This window comes from Roseomonas populi (assembly GCF_024594815.1).
Lineage (GTDB): Bacteria > Pseudomonadota > Alphaproteobacteria > Acetobacterales > Acetobacteraceae > Roseomonas > Roseomonas populi.
In genome coordinates, this window is sequence record NZ_JANJOU010000003.1 from 80,013 (window position 1) to 95,154 (window position 15,142).

General features: G+C 73.6%; 19 protein-coding genes, 1 tRNA gene and 1 riboswitch. Of the genes, 6 read left to right on the top strand and 14 right to left on the bottom strand.

Translation table 11 applies throughout. The features are described from left to right. Positions 1-73: 73 nt before the first annotated feature. Together NRP21_RS05500 and NRP21_RS05505 are read left to right on the top strand one after the other, a co-directional pair. On the top strand, positions 74-454 hold the full coding sequence (locus tag NRP21_RS05500) for a response regulator (RefSeq protein WP_257715173.1): 381 nt from the start codon (positions 74-76) through the stop codon (positions 452-454). A gap of 4 nt (positions 455-458) precedes the next feature. After that, the gene (locus tag NRP21_RS05505) at positions 459-1,112 is read left to right on the top strand and encodes a chemotaxis protein CheX (RefSeq protein WP_257715174.1); all 654 of its coding nucleotides are present in this window, start codon (positions 459-461) and stop codon (positions 1,110-1,112) included. A gap of 6 nt (positions 1,113-1,118) precedes the next feature. Here the strand turns inward: NRP21_RS05505 and NRP21_RS05510 are convergent, their stop codons facing one another. The 10 genes from NRP21_RS05510 to radC form a co-directional block, all read right to left on the bottom strand. Then, the gene (locus tag NRP21_RS05510; RefSeq protein ID WP_257715175.1) at positions 1,119-3,071 is read right to left on the bottom strand and encodes a BTAD domain-containing putative transcriptional regulator; all 1,953 of its coding nucleotides are present in this window, start codon (positions 3,069-3,071) and stop codon (positions 1,119-1,121) included. Positions 3,072-3,225: 154 nt separating this feature from the next. Then, a complete protein-coding gene (locus NRP21_RS05515) occupies positions 3,226-4,128 on the bottom strand; it encodes a hypothetical protein (RefSeq protein WP_257715176.1) in 903 nt (300 codons plus the stop codon). Between the two features lie 169 nt (positions 4,129-4,297). After that, the gene (locus NRP21_RS05520; protein WP_257715177.1) at positions 4,298-4,468 is read right to left on the bottom strand and encodes a hypothetical protein; all 171 of its coding nucleotides are present in this window, start codon (positions 4,466-4,468) and stop codon (positions 4,298-4,300) included. 29 nt (positions 4,469-4,497) lie between these two features. Further along, positions 4,498-5,487, bottom strand: a complete 990-nt coding sequence (locus NRP21_RS05525) for a DMT family transporter (RefSeq protein ID WP_257715178.1) — start codon at positions 5,485-5,487, stop codon at positions 4,498-4,500. Then, positions 5,484-6,299, bottom strand: a complete 816-nt coding sequence (locus NRP21_RS05530; protein WP_257715179.1) for a DUF6065 family protein — start codon at positions 6,297-6,299, stop codon at positions 5,484-5,486. The genes NRP21_RS05525 and NRP21_RS05530 overlap by 4 nt, the downstream gene beginning before the upstream one ends. A gap of 123 nt (positions 6,300-6,422) precedes the next feature. Beyond that, positions 6,423-6,584, bottom strand: a complete 162-nt coding sequence (locus NRP21_RS05535; protein WP_257715180.1) for a hypothetical protein — start codon at positions 6,582-6,584, stop codon at positions 6,423-6,425. 171 nt (positions 6,585-6,755) lie between these two features. Then, positions 6,756-7,280 (bottom strand): hypothetical protein, encoded by a 525-nt coding sequence (locus NRP21_RS05540; protein WP_257715181.1) that lies wholly within the window; start codon positions 7,278-7,280, stop codon positions 6,756-6,758. Between the two features lie 268 nt (positions 7,281-7,548). After that, on the bottom strand, positions 7,549-8,172 hold the full coding sequence (locus tag NRP21_RS05545) for a hypothetical protein (protein ID WP_257715182.1): 624 nt from the start codon (positions 8,170-8,172) through the stop codon (positions 7,549-7,551). 98 nt (positions 8,173-8,270) lie between these two features. Further along, positions 8,271-8,345: transfer RNA gene (locus NRP21_RS05550), tRNA-Gly, on the bottom strand. A gap of 76 nt (positions 8,346-8,421) precedes the next feature. Next, positions 8,422-9,303, bottom strand: coding sequence for a RadC family protein (radC, locus tag NRP21_RS05555; protein ID WP_257715183.1), 882 nt, complete (start codon positions 9,301-9,303; stop codon positions 8,422-8,424). A gap of 193 nt (positions 9,304-9,496) precedes the next feature. Then, positions 9,497-9,574: riboswitch (SAM riboswitch) on the top strand. A gap of 74 nt (positions 9,575-9,648) precedes the next feature. Here radC and metZ point away from each other — a divergent pair. From metZ to folE, 4 genes are all read left to right on the top strand, one after another. Next, positions 9,649-10,899: an O-succinylhomoserine sulfhydrylase gene (metZ, locus tag NRP21_RS05560; protein ID WP_257715184.1), complete on the top strand. Its 1,251-nt coding sequence runs from the start codon at positions 9,649-9,651 to the stop codon at positions 10,897-10,899. Positions 10,900-10,990: 91 nt separating this feature from the next. Then, positions 10,991-11,602, top strand: coding sequence for a LysE family translocator (locus NRP21_RS05565; protein ID WP_257715185.1), 612 nt, complete (start codon positions 10,991-10,993; stop codon positions 11,600-11,602). After that, positions 11,599-12,009: a Co2+/Mg2+ efflux protein ApaG gene (gene apaG / locus NRP21_RS05570; RefSeq protein ID WP_257715186.1), complete on the top strand. Its 411-nt coding sequence runs from the start codon at positions 11,599-11,601 to the stop codon at positions 12,007-12,009. The genes NRP21_RS05565 and apaG overlap by 4 nt, the downstream gene beginning before the upstream one ends. Before the next feature lie 147 nt (positions 12,010-12,156). Continuing rightward, positions 12,157-12,774, top strand: coding sequence for a GTP cyclohydrolase I FolE (gene folE, locus NRP21_RS05575; RefSeq protein ID WP_257715537.1), 618 nt, complete (start codon positions 12,157-12,159; stop codon positions 12,772-12,774). Between the two features lies 1 nt (position 12,775). Here the strand turns inward: folE and NRP21_RS05580 are convergent, their stop codons facing one another. From NRP21_RS05580 to NRP21_RS05595, 4 genes are all read right to left on the bottom strand, one after another. Continuing rightward, positions 12,776-13,063, bottom strand: a complete 288-nt coding sequence (locus tag NRP21_RS05580) for a hypothetical protein (RefSeq protein WP_257715187.1) — start codon at positions 13,061-13,063, stop codon at positions 12,776-12,778. Between the two features lies 1 nt (position 13,064). After that, positions 13,065-14,006: a 4-hydroxy-tetrahydrodipicolinate synthase gene (gene dapA, locus NRP21_RS05585; RefSeq protein ID WP_257715188.1), complete on the bottom strand. Its 942-nt coding sequence runs from the start codon at positions 14,004-14,006 to the stop codon at positions 13,065-13,067. 2 nt (positions 14,007-14,008) lie between these two features. Continuing rightward, positions 14,009-14,554, bottom strand: coding sequence for a hypothetical protein (locus NRP21_RS05590; RefSeq protein WP_257715189.1), 546 nt, complete (start codon positions 14,552-14,554; stop codon positions 14,009-14,011). Between the two features lie 171 nt (positions 14,555-14,725). Next, a complete protein-coding gene (locus NRP21_RS05595) occupies positions 14,726-15,064 on the bottom strand; it encodes a hypothetical protein (protein ID WP_257715190.1) in 339 nt (112 codons plus the stop codon). Positions 15,065-15,142: the final 78 nt, after the last annotated feature.

A 15,142-nucleotide genomic window follows, 5' to 3' on the forward strand; every position in this document is an offset into this window, starting at 1 on the left:
CGGTGGTGCTCCCACCGGCCCGGCCCTATGAATGCGACCGCGCGGCCCCGCCGCGCCACACCGGGAGTACAGCATGGCGACCACCGTCCTGATCGTCGACGACAGCAAGCTGGCCCGGATCGTGGCCGGCAAGGCGATCGCCGCGCTGCAGCCGGACTGGACCCGCGCCGAGGCCGGCAATGCGGAGGAGGCGCTGGCCCGCCTGGCGCAGGGCGGCATCGACCTGGCAGTGCTGGACTACAACATGCCCGGGAAGGACGGCCTCACCCTCGCCGCGGAGATTCGGGCGATGCACCCGGCCATGCCCATCGCCGTCATCACCGCCAACGTGCAGGACGAGGTGGTGGCCCGGGCCCGCGCCGTGGGCGCGACCTTCGTGCCGAAGCCGGTCACAGAAGAGGCCCTGCGCGGCTTCATCTCCGGCGCCGCGCTCCGCCTCCGCGCCGGCCGGTAGCGCCGTGACCGTCCCGCCGGAAGCCGCGCTGAGCGACCTGGAGCGCGACGCGCTGACGGAGCTGGTGAACATCGGCGTCAGCCGCGCCGCCGCCAGCCTGCGCCAGATGGTAGGGGGCGAGGTGCTGCTTTCCGTCCCCTCCGTCGAGATCATCGAGGAGCGCATCGCCTCCACCCTGATCGAGGAGCGCGAGGGCAGCGACCTCGTCGCCGTGCGGCAGGACTTCACCGGCGCCTTCAAGGGCCGCGCGCTTCTCATCTTCCCCCAGTCCAGCGGGGCGGAGCTGCTGCGCGCCGTGGTGGGAGACGAGATCCCGCCCGAGGAAGCGGCGGAGATGGAGCGGGAGGCCCTGGCTGAGACGGGCAACATTATCCTCAACAACTGCCTCGCCACCATGGCGAACATGCTGCGCCGCTCCTTCAACATGTCGCTGCCCCAGGTGCTGCGGGGCGACGGCCGGATGCTGCTGGAGGGCACGCAGGAGGGCGGCGAGGGGCTCGTGCTGTTCCTCTACATCAACTTCGCCGTGCGGGACCGCAGCCTGCGCGGCTACATCGCCATGGTGATGGACCTGCCCTCGCTCGGCGCGCTGCGGCGGCTGGTGGCGGACTTCATCGAGCGGGTTATGGACGACGACGCGGAAGCGGCCCCGCGATAGGCCGCTTCAGCCTCGCGGCGCGCCGGCCAGGATCAGCCCCAGCTCATAGGCCTCCCGGTCCTCCGGCCGCCGGAACGGGTAGGTCTCGGCGAAGCCGCGCACGTTGAACTCCGGCTCGATCCGCAGCAGCGCGGCCAGCAGCGGCTTCGCCTCCTGCTGCATCCCCAGGTGGCCGAGGGCGGAGAGCACGGGCTTGTAGCCGTTGACGAAGCCTGGCGCCGCCCGCACCGCGCGCTGCCCGAAGGCCAGCGCCTTGGCGAAATCCCCGCCCAGCGTGTACGCCGTGGTGAAGACATGGCCGAGGATGCGGTCATGTGGGTGGAAGGGCGCCAGCGCGCGGTAGCGCTCCATCCGCCGCAGCGCCTCCTCCGGATGCCCCGAATAGGCCTGCGTCGCCGCCGAGAGCGCCCAGGACGAGGCCTGGTGCGGGTTCAGTTCCAGCGATCGGTCCAGGTAGTGGATCGCGCTGTCGAAGTCCTTGTGGAGAAAGGAGGCGACGTGGCCGTAGATGGCCGCCGCCTCCGCGCTCTCGGGATCCAGGCTCATGGCCAGCACTGCCAGCCGCTCCGCCTCCTCCAGGGCCGCGCCGGGGTCGGGGGCCCAGCCCTGGCCGATCTGGAACACGTGCCACTGCGCGGCCCAGGCGGCGGCCATGGCGTTCTCCGGCTCCCGCGTCACCGCGTCCGCCAGCATCTTGCCCGCGCGGTGGAAGCTGCCGCCCTCCATGCTGAACAGCAGCGGCATGGCGCGGATCACGATCTCGCTCGCCTCGCCGGGGCGGCGGGGCACCGGGCGGGTTCCCTCCGCGTGCAGGATCACCGGCTCCAGCCGCGCCACCAGCCGGCCCACCACCTCGGCGTCCACCCCGCCCGCGCGGAGGTCGATCTCCGCGCGCCCGCTCCAGACCGCGCGGGGGGGGCCGGAAAGGTCGACGAGCGAGACCTGCAGCCGCAGCCCTCCCCATTCCTCCCGCACGGCCACGCGCACGGCATAATCCAGCGCGAAGGCGGTCAGGGTACCGGGCGCGCGGAGATCCACATCCTCCAGCGCCGGGGTCTCCAGCACGTCGAAGTGGCGATACCGCGCCAGTTCCAGCGCTGCCTCCTGCGCGTAGGCCAGGGCGAGCTGCGGGGCGGCGCCAGCACCGGCCTGGCGCAGCGGCATCACCCCCACGCGCAGCCGGCGCTCGGCAGGGACGGGCGGCGGGGGCGGCAGCAGGGCCGGCCGGGCGGGCGCGCGCAGGCCGCGGGCCAGCGCCTGGGTCTCGGCCGCGGGCTCCGCCTCCACCACCCGGCGCAGCGCGGCCTTGCAGCGCTCGTACTCGGCCAAGGCGCCGGCGCGGTTCCCAGCCGCGGCCAGCAGGCGCATCAGCGCACGCCAGCCCTCCTCCTCCGCGGGGTCCAGGGCCAGCAGGCCACGCGCGGCCTCCAGGGCCTCCTCCCGCCGATCAGGGTCGGCCTCCAGCGCCGCCAGCGACGCCGCCTGCCGCCCCTTCAGGGCGACCCGCAGCGCCTCGCGCTCGGTGGCCAACCACTCGTCGAAGGCCTCCCCGATGCCCTCCAGCCCGTCCATCAGCGGGGCCATGGCGCTGCTCCCGGGCACCGTGCCCGGGATCGAGCCCTCCCCGGCCAGCAGTTCCAGCACGTCAGTCTCGCAGAGGGCGGGATCGGCCCGCAGGCTCTCCCCGTCGCGCCGCACCAAGTCGCCGAGGGCGCGGGAGAGGCCCAGCACGGCCTGGCGCAGGCTGGCGCGCGCCTCCGCCTCTCCGGACCGTTCCCAGAGCAGTGCCGCAAGGCGCGGGCGGCCGACCGGACGGCCCCGGGCGAGCAGCAGGATGCCCAGCAGGGCGCGCGCCCGCCGCGTCGGCAGAGCGATCTCGCGCCCGTCCGCCTCCCACGCCCGCACGGGGCCGAGAAGGGCCACCCGGAGGGGCGGCGCGGACGGTGACCCGTCCGGCACGGGGGGCGACCGGGCCCTCACGGCCGGGGCGCGACGCCCAAGGGGGGACCCGGCGGGTGACCCAAGGGATCCCGGGGAGGGCCGCTGGAGTGCGGATGCATGGCGCGCGCATTATGCGCGCCCGGAGCCGGCCGATAAACTGCCTCCCGCAGTCTCACGATCGATCCGGCGCCTGGGCGGCGATCGGGCCGGCCTGCCGCAGCAGCGCCTCCGCCACCAGCTGCCCCGGCAGGAAGGGCATGGCTCCCGTTCCCTTCATGGCCCAGGGGCTGGCCGCGACAACGCCCCTGCCCTGTCCCCGGCGCGGCCCGTGCCCGCCGGCGGGGCCGCCGGCGGGGTCGCCGCCCAGCAGGGCCCGGAACAGGCCGAGCGGCGTGAAGCGATCCCCGTCCGGCAGGCTCAGGTCGCCCAGGGACCAGTCTGCCTCCTCCGGCACCGCCGCCTCCAGCCGCCGCGGCGGGCGGCCGGGCCCCTCGCGCCGGGAGGCGCGCAGCACCTCCGCCGTCACGTCCCGCCCGCCGTGGAAGAGGAGCCCGCGCTGCGGCACCGGCCCGGTGAGGCGGAGGCGGTCGCCCGCGCCGGGCCGTGGCGCCGCCGCGAAGCCGGCCGCGGCGGAGCCGTTCAGGTGCACCGCCCCGCGCACCGTGTTCCAGGCGTTCAGCGGATTGTAGCTCCCGGCCGGAAATGCCGGCTCGTACCCATCCGGCCCGCGGAGGTAGACGTCGGCCCGCCAGACCAGTTCCTCCGCCCGGATCTCCGGGCGGCCGAGGATGCTGCGGTACAACGCAGCCACCGTCCCCGGCGCCTCCTGCGCCAGGGCGGTCCAGTCCTCCAGCGCCTCGAAGGTGTAGGAGACGGCACGCAGGAGGCCGGCGACCCGGCGGCTGTGCCACTCGCATCCCGGTATCTGCTGGCGCCGGTGGACGGGGACGCGGATGAAGGCACTGCCGCGCCGCTCGAACAGGCAGCCCAGCGCCAGCGTCTCGGAGGCCAGGTGAAGCAGCGCCGCGCCCGGCCAGCCTCTTCCGGAGATGGTAGGCTCGCGTCGGTGCGGCATCGTCTGTCCCCTCGCTCAACTCTCCCCGGGGTTCGCAGGGCCCGGGCGTGACGGAGCGCGCGGGCGGCACGGGACGCCCGAGACGGCGCCCCGGAAGGAAGGCACGGCGCCGAGCCGCCCGCCCGCCGCAGGCTTCAGGATTGGTCCGGGATGGATCCGGGCTGAAGGCTCAGTGGCTCTGGGCGCAGCGCGGCGCCCGCTCCTGCTGGGCCAGGGCGTCGCGCAGGGCTTCCAGCAGCCCGCCGGCGGTGTCGCGCCCCGTGGACCGGGCCGTGACGGCGAGGCTCTCAATTACCCGCGCCAGTTGCGCCTGCCCGGTGGGAAGCTCGAGATCGATCATGCGCCTTTCCTCTGTCATGGGTTGGAGGCCTATCCCGCAGCCATGCCGCGGCGCCAGGAGAGCAGAAGCCGTATCCGGCGTAGGGCGGGGGCACAGGCGCCTAGCCGCGCCCGGTACCCTGCGCCGTGAACGGGAGGGGAAGACGGCAGGGTGGAGAGCACCGCGCCCGCCACCATGGCCGCGATGGCCGTCAGCGCTTCCGGCGACGGCACCTCCCCCAGCAGCGGCACGGCGATAGCGGCCGCGACGCCGGGAACGAGGGAGAGGCATACGGTGGCCGGCGCGGGGCCGAGCAGCGCGATGGCGCGGTTCAACGCCACCATCGTCAGCACGCCCACCAGCAAGCCCTGGAAGCCCGCCTGCACCAGCAGCGCGTGCGGCGCCACCTGCGCGAGATGAGGAAGCCTGCCCGTGACGGCCAGCGCCGCTAGCCCGCCCAGCCCTGAGAGAACGGCGACGAAGGCCGCCCCCTGAGCCGCCGTGAAGCCCGAGGCCCGCAGCCGCACGAAGTAGATCCCGCCCATGACGGCCGCGAGGACGAACATGCCGTAGCCCAGCAGCGCGGAGCCGCCATCGCCCGCATCCGCCACGGCCAGCAGCGCCGCCCCGGCCGCGATCAGCACGGCGCCGAGGGCGGCGTTGCGCCCCGGCCGGCGCCCGGCCACGAGGCCGAGGAGGAGGGTGATGGCGGGCATCAGCCCGAGCGTCAGCGCCGCCCCGTGCGCGGCCGGCGCGTGAACAAGGCCGGCCGCGATGAGGGCTGCCAGGGGCGTGCCCTGGCAGAAGGCGAGGAGGGCGGCCTCTGCCCAGCCCCGCCGGTCCAGCCGCAGCGCGCAGGGGATGAAGACGGGCAGCAGCACCGCCCCCGCGACCAGGAAGCGCAGCGTGGCCAGTTCCAGCGGCGTCATTGCCTGCTGGGTCACGCCCATCCGGGTGATGGCGGGATAGGTGGCGGCCACGAGCACGGCCACCAGCGCCCAGGCCAGGCCGCGCAGCCGGTCCGGCGCGGCCAGCGTCATGAACCGGACTCCTCGCGCTTCTTCCCCCTGCGAGATTCGGCGGCATAGGCCCCGCGGCGGCGGTTGGGATCCTTGTTCGGCTTCACCACCGTCCGGCGGAAGGCGTCCCAGTCCGCATCGGTGAAGGAATCCAGCCCCTCCGACACCGCGTAGTTGTCCAGGGTGGGGTCCAGCACCGTCGCCCGCCGCACGGGCTGCACCTGCATCAGCGGGTAGCCGGACTTGAAGCGCACGGGAATGTCGGTGCGCGTCAGGCGGACGTTCAGCAGCAGCGGGCCGAACCAGCGGTCCGTCTCCACGATGCCCTCGTAGTGCTCGTAGCCCAGGTCGCGCGGGACGTTGGCGGGCGGGCGGATCAGCAGGTTCCAGCCGGGCGCCGTGCGCGCCACCACGCCGGACCAGATCTGCACCACGCCGGGCTCGATGAAGTTCGCCAGGAATGGGGGCGAGAAGCCCTTCGCGTCCTCCGGCGCCGCCTCGTCGAACTCATCGGCGAAGTGGGGAAACTGGGCGACGTCCAGCGGGTACCAGCCCTCGGCCTCGGGGTAGGTCCACTGGATCCCCGTGCCGCCATCCCAGACCAGTTCGAAATCCATCGGGGGGAAGACGTGCCAGCCGAAGGCGGCGGCGGAGCACAGCGCCTCGCAGTAGCGGTAGGCGCGGATGGGGATAGTGCCGTAGCCGTCGCGGCCCGCGCGCTGGGGCGGGCGGCAGCCCGGGAAGAGGTTGTGGAACCGGACGATCGGCTCCTGCGACGCGCCGGGCGCGTCGCGCGGGACAGAGACGGCTTTGTCCGTCAGGTCCTGGTCCATGATGCCATCCGCTGCCTCCCCTCAATCCCCGGCCGCCGCGGGAGGCGGAGGCGGCCAGCTCCGTCCGTGCCGCGCCCGTGGTGGCCCCGGGTGGCGACCCCGGACGGAGCGCGGTTGGCGCGATCAGATCGCCCGCTGCAGGCCGCCCGTGGAGACGCGGCCGGAATCGGCCACCGCCTTCGGCGCGGTGCGCACGATCGTGCGCTGCAGGCCGCCGGTGGAGACGCGGCCGGAATCAGCCACTTCCTTCGGGGTGGTGCGGATCACGGTGCTCTTCTCGGTCATGGAGTTCGTCCTGTGCTGAGAGCGGCCTGCCCGGTTTGGCGCACCAACCCGGGCTGAAAGGGTCCGGCATCGGGCCGGGTAGCCAACGGGAGCACAGGCGCCGGAAGATGCCGTCAGGCCAGCGTCAAACAGGCGTCAAATCGAGGAATGCCGCGCCTTCGCCGGACGCGGTCAGTGCCCCACCGGCTCCATCCGCACCACGGTCGGAGCGGGGGTCGGCGGGGGCGGCGGCTCCGGCCGGACTGGCGGCTGCCGGAAGGCGGAAACCGGGTCATCCCCTGCCATCGCCATGCTCGGCATCGGCCGCCGCATGCAGCCCCGCACGATCAGGGCGCAGACGCCGTCCTGCCCCACGGGCCGATCGTTGTTGCCGGCGTAGGAGAGCCCGCTGACGTGCCCATCGGTCAGGCGGAAGGTAGCCGTGCAGGCGTTGCCGCTGCCGCCGAAGGTGAAGTCCCCGCCGATCACCGGCAGAGTCACCTGGAGCCCGCCCGTCGTATCGTTCTTCACGGCGTAGCTGAACAGCTCCGTGCGCGCGTCCAGCCTCTTGGTCTTGTCGGGGATGCCGGCGCAGGCCTGCAGGTCCGCGGCGGTCATGCCCTGCATGCTCAACTGCGCCTCGTGCGCCATGTGGGAATCCGCGTAGCCGCAAGCGGCAAGCAGAAGAAGGAGGGAGAGGGCGGCAGGGCGGTTCAAGCGGCCTCCGGCAACGGGCAGCGCCCCTGGCCAGCCGGCGGACGCCGGCGGCGCGGGCACGGAACCGCCCCGGGCAGGCCGCGCGGGCCCCGGGAACGGCATCGGGGGATACAGGACGCATCCGGGGGAGGCCGGCTTCTGGCGTGCCGGTCCTGCGAAACGGGCCGTGCCCGCCGCCCCGGCGAGGCCGGGGCTGCCCCCCTACCCCGCCCGTCGCCCCGGCCGCAAGACCGCCGGGGCCGCGATGACGCGGGCGTTATTGCAGGCCCTAGTGCCGGCCGCCGCGCCCGCCGAAGCCGCGCGGGCCGCCGAAGCCGCCATGGCCGAAGCCGCGACCAGGGCCGCCGCGCCAGTACCCACCCCGCCCATGCCAGTAGCCCGGCCCGCGCCAGCCCGCGCGATACACACCGCCCCAGCCCCAGCCGAGGCCCAGCCCCCAGCTGCCACCCCAGGCGTAGAAGGGCGCGCCATAATACCCGTACCATAGGGGATCACCCCACAAGCCCGGGCCGTAGCCGGCATAGAAGGGGTCCGTGTAGTAGGCCGGGTAGCGCGCCACCGGTGCGGCAGCGACGGTGTTCCCGCGCGAGGCCATGCACTGGAGATACAGGTCCTCCGGCAGGGCCGGGGCCGGCGTGGCCGCCGCGCCGGTGGCGGGCGCCGCTGCCGGTGTTGCCGTGGCGGGCGTCGTTCCCGATACCGTCGCCGCCGGGGCGGATGGGGCAGCGGGCGCGGCCGCTTGCTGGCGGCACGCGGCGTCGTCCTGCTGCATCGCCTCGGCGGTCTTGTTCGGGCCGGGATAGGCGACGAGCGGCTCCGGCGCGACCGCGCAGCCGGAGAGCACGCCTGCGGCAAGCAGGGCGGAGAGGATGGGGAGCCTGGAGCAACTCATGGGCGTCGCCGTGCTGATAGGGGGAGAACACGGCAAGAACGCCTGGAGGCCGTGCTTCGTCTATCGACGAAAGGTAACACTTCGCGGCACGGATCGGTTGGAGCGGGCGATGGGAATCGAACCCACGACATTCAGCTTGGGAAGCTGACGTTCTACCTCTGAACTACGCCCGCGCTCCGAGGTGACCCACACCTAGCGCAGCGCCGCCCCCCGCGCAATCCGCGCCGACGAGGTCAGCCCTGGGGCCGGCTACAGCAGCCCTTCCCGCCGGAAGGAGAGGTGGCGGCCGTTGCCGATGATCAGGTGGTCGTGCACCACCACGGAGAAGATCTCCCCCGCCCGCCGGATCTCCATCGTCATCTCGATGTCCGACCGGCTCGGCGTCGGGTCGCCGCTCGGGTGGTTGTGGACGAGGATCAGGGCCGTCGCGTGCAGGTCCAGCGCCCGCCGGATCACCTCCCGCGGATAGACCGGGGTGTGGTTCACCGTGCCCTTCGCCTGCGCCTCGTCCGCGATCAGGCGGTTCTTGCTGTCCAGGAACAGGATGCGGAACTGCTCCACCTTCTCGCGGGAGATGGCGGCGTTGAGGTAGGCGAGCAGGCGGTCCCAGTTGTTCAGCACCGGCATCTCCGCCACCTCGGCCTTCGCCAGGCGCAGTGCCGCGGCCTGGACGAGCTTGAGGGCGGAGACGCTGTGCTCGCCAAGCCCGCGCGTGGCCATCAGATCGGCCTGCGGGGCGGCCAGGACGGCGGCGAAGCTGCCGTAGCGGTTGATCAGGGACTTCGCGAGCGGCTTGGTGTCGCCCTTCTTGAAGGCGAAGAAGAGCAGCATCTCCAGCAGCTCGTAATCCGCCAGCGCATCCGGCCCGCGCTCCAGCAGCTTCTCCCTCAGGCGGCCGCGGTGGCCTTGCGGGCCCGTGCTGGCGAAAGGCCGTTCGGGAAAGGACCGGTCCGTGTCCCGGCTGAACCGTGCGCCCCGCCAGCCGCCCCCTTGCCCCCTCCCCTGGGGCCGCGTCGAGCGGGAGCCTTCCTCCGCGAGGTCATGCACGCCGCCGAAGGCGCCGAGATCCTCGGCGAAGCCGGGCGGGCGTGCCCCGGACCGGAGCGGCGGCGCCGAACGCCGGCGGAACAACTTCTCCAGCCACATGTCCCGCGGAACCCCACCCCGAGTCGTCGGCCGCCATGCTGGAAGCCCGCGATCATGATCCCGTGAGCACCGGCACCGCTCAAGGTGGCATCGGCATCGTTCCGTATCCGGACCGGGGCTTGTTGCGCGCGGCCCCGGGGACTAGCTTCCCGCCACCTGCCCTTCCCGGCCTCGCCGGGCGGCCGGTGCTCGCGATTTGTCGGCCAGCTTGCGGCGAGCCTAAAGAAACGCGCTAAACGGCCGTGGCGGGGGGCTCCCTCCCCGCCCGACCGGGCCATCCGCGACTGCCCGGCCCAACCGGGCCGTCGCCGATTTGATGGAACGCCCGCGATGCCCAGGACCCTTCCGGATACCCCGCTCCGCCCCGCCACCCTCCTCGTGCGCGGCGGCCAGAACCGCTCCTCCTTCGACGAGATGTCGGACGCGCTGCACCTCACCTCGGGCTTCATGTACGAGACGGCGGGGCAGGCCGAGGACACCTTCCTCGGCAACATCCAGCATTACCAGTACTCCCGCTTCGGCAACCCGACGATCGAGGCGCTGCAGAACAAGCTGGCGGCGCTGGAGGGGGCGGAGTCCTGCCGCGTCACCGCCTCCGGCATGGCCGCCGTCCACTCGGCGATGCTCTCCCACCTGAAGGCGGGGGACCGGGTCGTCGCCTCCCGCGCCCTCTTCGGCTCCTGCCACTGGATCGTCTCCACCCTGCTGCCGCGCTACGGCATCGAGACGGTGTTCGTGGACGGCACGGACCTCGACCAGTGGCGCGACGCCTTCAAGAAGCCCGCCGCGCTGGTGCTGCTGGAGACGCCCTCCAACCCCATGCTGGAACTGGTGGACCTGCCGGCGGTGGCCGAGATGGCGCACGCCGCCGGCGCCATCGTGGTGGTGGACAACGTCTTCGCCACGCCGCTGCTCCAGAAGCCGCTGCAGCTTGGCGCGGACGTGGTGGTCTATTCCGCCACCAAGCACTTCGACGGCCAGGGCCGCGTCCTCGGCGGCGCCGTGCTCGGCACGAAGAAGTGGGTGGACGAGGTACTGCAGCCCTTCATCCGCAACACCGGCCCGTCCATCTCGCCCTTCAATGCCTGGGTCATCCTGAAAGGGCTGGAGACGCTGCACCTGCGCATCCCCGCCATGTGCGCGAATGCGGAGAAGCTGGCCGCTTTCCTCGCCACCCGGCCGGAGGTCTCCCGCACCCTCTACCCCTTCATGGACAGCCATCCGCAGCAGGCGCTGGCGAAGAAGCAGATGTCGGCGGGCGGCAGCCTCGTCACCTTCGACATCGATGGCGGGAAGGAAGCCTGCTTCCGCGTGCTGGACGCGCTGAAGCTCATCGACATCTCCAACAACCTCGGCGACGCGCGCAGCATGGTCACGCACCCCGCCACCACCACCCACATGAAGGTTGGGCCGGAGGAGCGGGCGCGGCTGGGCATCACGGACGGCACGGTGCGCTTCTCCGTCGGCCTGGAGGACCCGCAGGACCTGATCGACGACCTGACCCAGGCGCTGGACGGGCTGCGCGCGACCGGTGGCGGCAAGGCGGGCGGCGTGGCCCGCGCGGCCTCGCCGGAGCGCTGATCCGCCATCCGGCAGGCGCCGCCGCGATGGACGCGGCGGCGCGGCCGGTGGCAGGCTGGGCCGCCTGAAGGTCACACGAAGGGCAACGCCGATGAGCATCGAGACCTGGCTGGCCTTTCTCGCGGCCGCGGCGGCCATGCTGGTCATCCCCGGCCCCACCATCCTGCTCGTGCTCGGGCAGTCCCTGGGCGGCGGGCGCCGCTCGACCCTGCCGCTGGTGGCCGGCGTCGCGGCCGGGGACGCGCTGGCGATGAGCCTCTCCCTCGCCGGACTCGGCGCCCTCCTCTCCGCCTCCACCCTCGCCTTCGAGGCGCTGCGCTGGGCTGGCGCGGCCTATCTCGTCTGGCTCGGCGTGAAGCTCTGGCGCGCCCCGGTGGAAGGCGTGCCCGCGCCGCTGCCGCCGCGCCGCGCGGGAATGCAGGCCTTCCTCGTCACCGCCACCAACCCCAAGGGCATCGCCTTCTTCGTCGCCTTCGTGCCGCAGTTCCTGGATCCCGCCCGGCCCTTCCTGCCGCAGGCGGGGCTGCTGGTGGCCAGCTTCGTCACCCTCGGCGCGGCGAACGCGCTGGGCTACGCGCTGCTGGCCGGGCGGCTCTCCGGCGCCGTGCGGCGGCCGGCGGTGCGGCGCGTGCTGAACCGCACCGGCGGCACCATGCTGGTCGGCGCGGGGCTGGCCACGGCCCTGCTGGGGCGGCGCGCATGAGCGATCCCGGCGCCTTCACCGCCGTCACGCGCGGGCTGCGCGTGACGGTCCGCACCTTCTACCTGGCCGACAAGTCGGAGCCGGAGGAGGGCCGCCACATCTGGGCCTATCGCGTCCGCATCACGAATGAGGGGCGCGAGACGGTGCAGCTCCTCAAGCGCACCTGGCACATCACGGACGCCATGGGGCGCACGCAGCACGTGCACGGAGACGGCGTGGTGGGGGAGCAGCCCGTGCTCGAGCCCGGCGAGGCCTTCGAGTACACCTCCGGCACCCCGCTCGCGACGCCTTCGGGCTTCATGCGCGGCCAGTACCACATGGTAGTGCCCGCCACAGGCGAGGCCTTCGACGCCGAGATCCCCGCCTTTAGCCTGGATAGCCCGCACGGGCAGGTGACGCTGAACTGAGGCGTGCGGGCGGCGCGCGGCGGCCCCGCGCGCCCCCCGCTTCCGCTCCCGGAGCACCTATCCCATGTTGCGGTGGCACCGCCGCGCCCGAGGAGCCGAGCCTTGACCGAGCCGAAGACCGACCACGAAGCCCTCGCGGAAGCCCAGATCCTCACCCCCGCCGAAACCTCCGGGCATGTCCGCCCCAGCCAGGCCGAGGCCGAGGCGGCGGTCCGCACCCTTCTCCTCTGGGCCGGGGACGACCCGGGCCGCGAGGGGCTGCTGGACACGCCCAAGCGCGTCGCCAAGTCCTACCTGGAGCTGTTCAACGGCTACCGCACCGACCCCGTGCAGCTCCTCCAGCGCTCCTTCGAGGAGGTGGCGGGCTACGACGAGATGGTCGTGCTTCGCGACATCCGGCTGGAGAGCCATTGCGAGCACCACATGGTGCCCATCATCGGCCGCGCCCATGTCGGCTACCTGCCCCGCGGCCGCGTGGTGGGGATCTCCAAGCTCGCCCGCGTGGTGGACGCCTTCTCCAAGCGCCTGCAGATCCAGGAGAAGCTGACGGCGCAGATCGCGAACGCCATCAACGACGTGCTGGACCCGATCGGCGTGGCGGTGGTGGTGGAGGCCGCGCACCAGTGCATGACCACGCGCGGCGTCCACAAGCACGGCGTGACGATGGTCACCAGCACCATGCTCGGCGCCTTCCGCGACGATCACGCGACGCGGCGGGAGTTCCTCTCCATCATCAACGGCCGCTCCGGCACCTTCGAGGGGTAGCTCACCCCGCCATCCTGGCCAGGGCGTTCGCCAGCCCGGCCAGGCCGATGAAGCCCATCGCCTCGTCCCAGCGATTGAGGCTGCCCGCCATCGGCCACTCCCGATGGGCGGCCGCGAAGCCGGCGGCCACGCCCGCCGCCGTCACCAGCATCGGCACGGGCGTGACCGGGCGCGCGGTGATCAGGTGGATCAGCGCGCACCACAGCCCCGCGAAGCCGAGGAAGAGAAAGAACCGCGCGAGAGTCCGGACCGAGGCGGGGTCCAGCCGCGCGGCGCTGCTTTCCTCCATCCTAGGCCACCTGCCGGATGCGCGGCGCGCGCTCCGCCGCCACCGCCTCCTCCATCGCCATCACCCCAGCCATGGCGCGGGAGAGGCGCGCGGCCGTCGCGGGCTCCGCGCGCGTCAGCGGCAGGCGCGGATGCGGCGCGCAGAGCCCGAGCAGCCCGAGCGCCGCTTTCACCGGCACGGGGTTGGTCTCGGCGAAGAGCGCGGCGTCCAGTGGCGCGAGCAGGTCGCGGATCTCCGCCGCGAAGCCCATGTCCCGCGCGGCGAAGGCCGATTGCAGCGCGCTGCACAGGGCCGGCGCGACGTTGGCGGTGACGGACACGCAGCCCTGCCCGCCCATGGCGAGATGCGCCAGCGCCGTCGCGTCGTCGCCGGAGAGCTGCACCAGCCCCGGCCCGCAGAGCCGCGCCAGGCGCGGCGGACGGGACAGGTCGCCGCTGGCGTCCTTCAGCGCCGTGATCAGCCCGTCGTCGTAGAGCCGCGCGACCGTCTCGTCCGCGAAGGCAACGCCCGCACGGGATGGCACGTCGTAGAGCACGACCGGCAGCCCCGTCGCCGCTGCCACCGCGCGAACATGGGCGCGCAGCCCCTCCTGCCCTGGCTTCACATAGGGCGGGGCGGAGACGAGCAGCGCGGAGGCGCCCACATGCTCCGCCGCGACCGCGAGCGCCACCGCCGCCTCGGTGCAGGGCGCACCCACGCCGGCCACCACGGGCAGTCCGCGTGCCGCCTCCACCACGCAGGCAACGGCCTGGGCGTGCTCCACGGCGGAGAGCGCAGGCGACTCCCCCGTGCTGCCGCAGGCCACCAGCCCGCCCACCCCGCGCGCGGCGGCGCGGGCCGCGAGGCGCGAGAGGGCGGCGCGGTCGATCGTGCCGGCATCCCCGGCGAAGAACGGCGTGACGAGGGCGGGGATCGCGCCCCTCAGGCCCGGAGGAGGGCGCATGGTCAGCGCTCCTTCCCGGCAGCGGAGAGGCGATAGACAAGGAGCACTCCCTCGGCCTGCCCGCACAGCCGCACCCGCTCGAAGCCGTAGGCGCGCAGCCGGGCGGCGACGGAGCGCGCGATCGCCGCCGTGCCCCCGCCGATCAGGCGCAGCGCCAACCGCCCGCCCGAGGGCAGGGCGCGGCGGGCGCAATCCGCCACCGCCCTTCCCGCTTCCTCGGATCGGATGGCGGGAGCGACGACGACCTCCACCGGATCGGGATGGGCCGGAGGCTGGCGGAAGGCGGAGCCGCCACGGCAGCCCCGGTTCAGTACGTCGCACAAGGTCTCCGCGCCGGCCTCGCCGAGGCAGAGGACGCGGTCCTCGCGCCCTGCCCCCGCGGCGTCCAGCAACTCGGCGCCCGCTCGGCGCGGCGCGGCGTCCAGCGCGCGCAGGCTCGGCGGCCAGGGCGGCGCGCCCCGCGTTGGCCCCTTGGCAGTGGCCTTGGCGGCAGGGAGTGGCAACGCGATGCCCGCCGGTTCAGGCATTAGGATGGCAAGATGGGCCATGTGATCCTCCACGCCGCAAAGCTGCGGAGGCGGCCATAAAATCGCGATGCGAGACGCGGCGGCCGGGCATAAAGGGCACGCAAAGCCGCCCGCGGAACGCAAAGGGCCGCCGACCCTCCTCGGATCGGCGGCCCCTGGCCTCCTAAGCCCTTCCGGGCTCCGGCGCTCTGCTCAGCGGCAGTCGCGCCGGTAGAAATCCGCGGAGCGCTGCGCCCGCGCTGCGTCGGCGTAGGTGCCGGTCATCGCGGCCTGCTGCTGCGTGCCCGCGGCATTGGCGTAGGCCTCCCGGCAATACGGGTCCACCGCCGCCGCGTAGGGCACGGCGGGCGCCGCCGCGACAGGCGCCTGGCCGACATAGGCCGGCATGGAATCATTGCGGTAGGTCGGCGGCACCGTGGCCACGGCCGGCGGCGGCACGGTGTAGTAGCCCTCCGCCGGGTAAGGCGCGCAGGCGGCGAGGCCACCGGCGAGCGCCAGGGCGGGCAGGATCGCGAGGCGAAGGCTCTTCATCGGCTTGGCTCCTTCCAGATTGGAAGGTGAAGCGCCCGAGCCCCCGGGGCGGTTGCGCCCAGCCCTTCTCAGCCGGCC

What these genes read in the sequence shown, in the direction of transcription:
- NRP21_RS05500 (WP_257715173.1), top strand. Translation starts at nt 74, where the DNA reads ATGGCGACCACCGTCCTGATCGTCGACGACAGCAAGCTGGCCCGGATC.
- NRP21_RS05515 (WP_257715176.1), bottom strand. Translation starts at nt 4,128, where the DNA reads ATGCCGCACCGACGCGAGCCTACCATCTCCGGAAGAGGCTGGCCGGGC.
- NRP21_RS05520 (WP_257715177.1), bottom strand. Translation starts at nt 4,468, where the DNA reads ATGATCGATCTCGAGCTTCCCACCGGGCAGGCGCAACTGGCGCGGGTA.
- NRP21_RS05525 (WP_257715178.1), bottom strand. Translation starts at nt 5,487, where the DNA reads ATGACGCTGGCCGCGCCGGACCGGCTGCGCGGCCTGGCCTGGGCGCTG.
- NRP21_RS05530 (WP_257715179.1), bottom strand. Translation starts at nt 6,299, where the DNA reads ATGGACCAGGACCTGACGGACAAAGCCGTCTCTGTCCCGCGCGACGCG.
- NRP21_RS05535 (WP_257715180.1), bottom strand. Translation starts at nt 6,584, where the DNA reads ATGACCGAGAAGAGCACCGTGATCCGCACCACCCCGAAGGAAGTGGCT.
- NRP21_RS05545 (WP_257715182.1), bottom strand. Translation starts at nt 8,172, where the DNA reads ATGAGTTGCTCCAGGCTCCCCATCCTCTCCGCCCTGCTTGCCGCAGGC.
- metZ (WP_257715184.1), top strand. Translation starts at nt 9,649, where the DNA reads ATGCCCAGGACCCTTCCGGATACCCCGCTCCGCCCCGCCACCCTCCTC.
- NRP21_RS05565 (WP_257715185.1), top strand. Translation starts at nt 10,991, where the DNA reads ATGAGCATCGAGACCTGGCTGGCCTTTCTCGCGGCCGCGGCGGCCATG.
- apaG (WP_257715186.1), top strand. Translation starts at nt 11,599, where the DNA reads ATGAGCGATCCCGGCGCCTTCACCGCCGTCACGCGCGGGCTGCGCGTG.
- NRP21_RS05580 (WP_257715187.1), bottom strand. Translation starts at nt 13,063, where the DNA reads ATGGAGGAAAGCAGCGCCGCGCGGCTGGACCCCGCCTCGGTCCGGACT.
- dapA (WP_257715188.1), bottom strand. Translation starts at nt 14,006, where the DNA reads ATGCGCCCTCCTCCGGGCCTGAGGGGCGCGATCCCCGCCCTCGTCACG.
- NRP21_RS05590 (WP_257715189.1), bottom strand. Translation starts at nt 14,554, where the DNA reads ATGGCCCATCTTGCCATCCTAATGCCTGAACCGGCGGGCATCGCGTTG.
- NRP21_RS05595 (WP_257715190.1), bottom strand. Translation starts at nt 15,064, where the DNA reads ATGAAGAGCCTTCGCCTCGCGATCCTGCCCGCCCTGGCGCTCGCCGGT.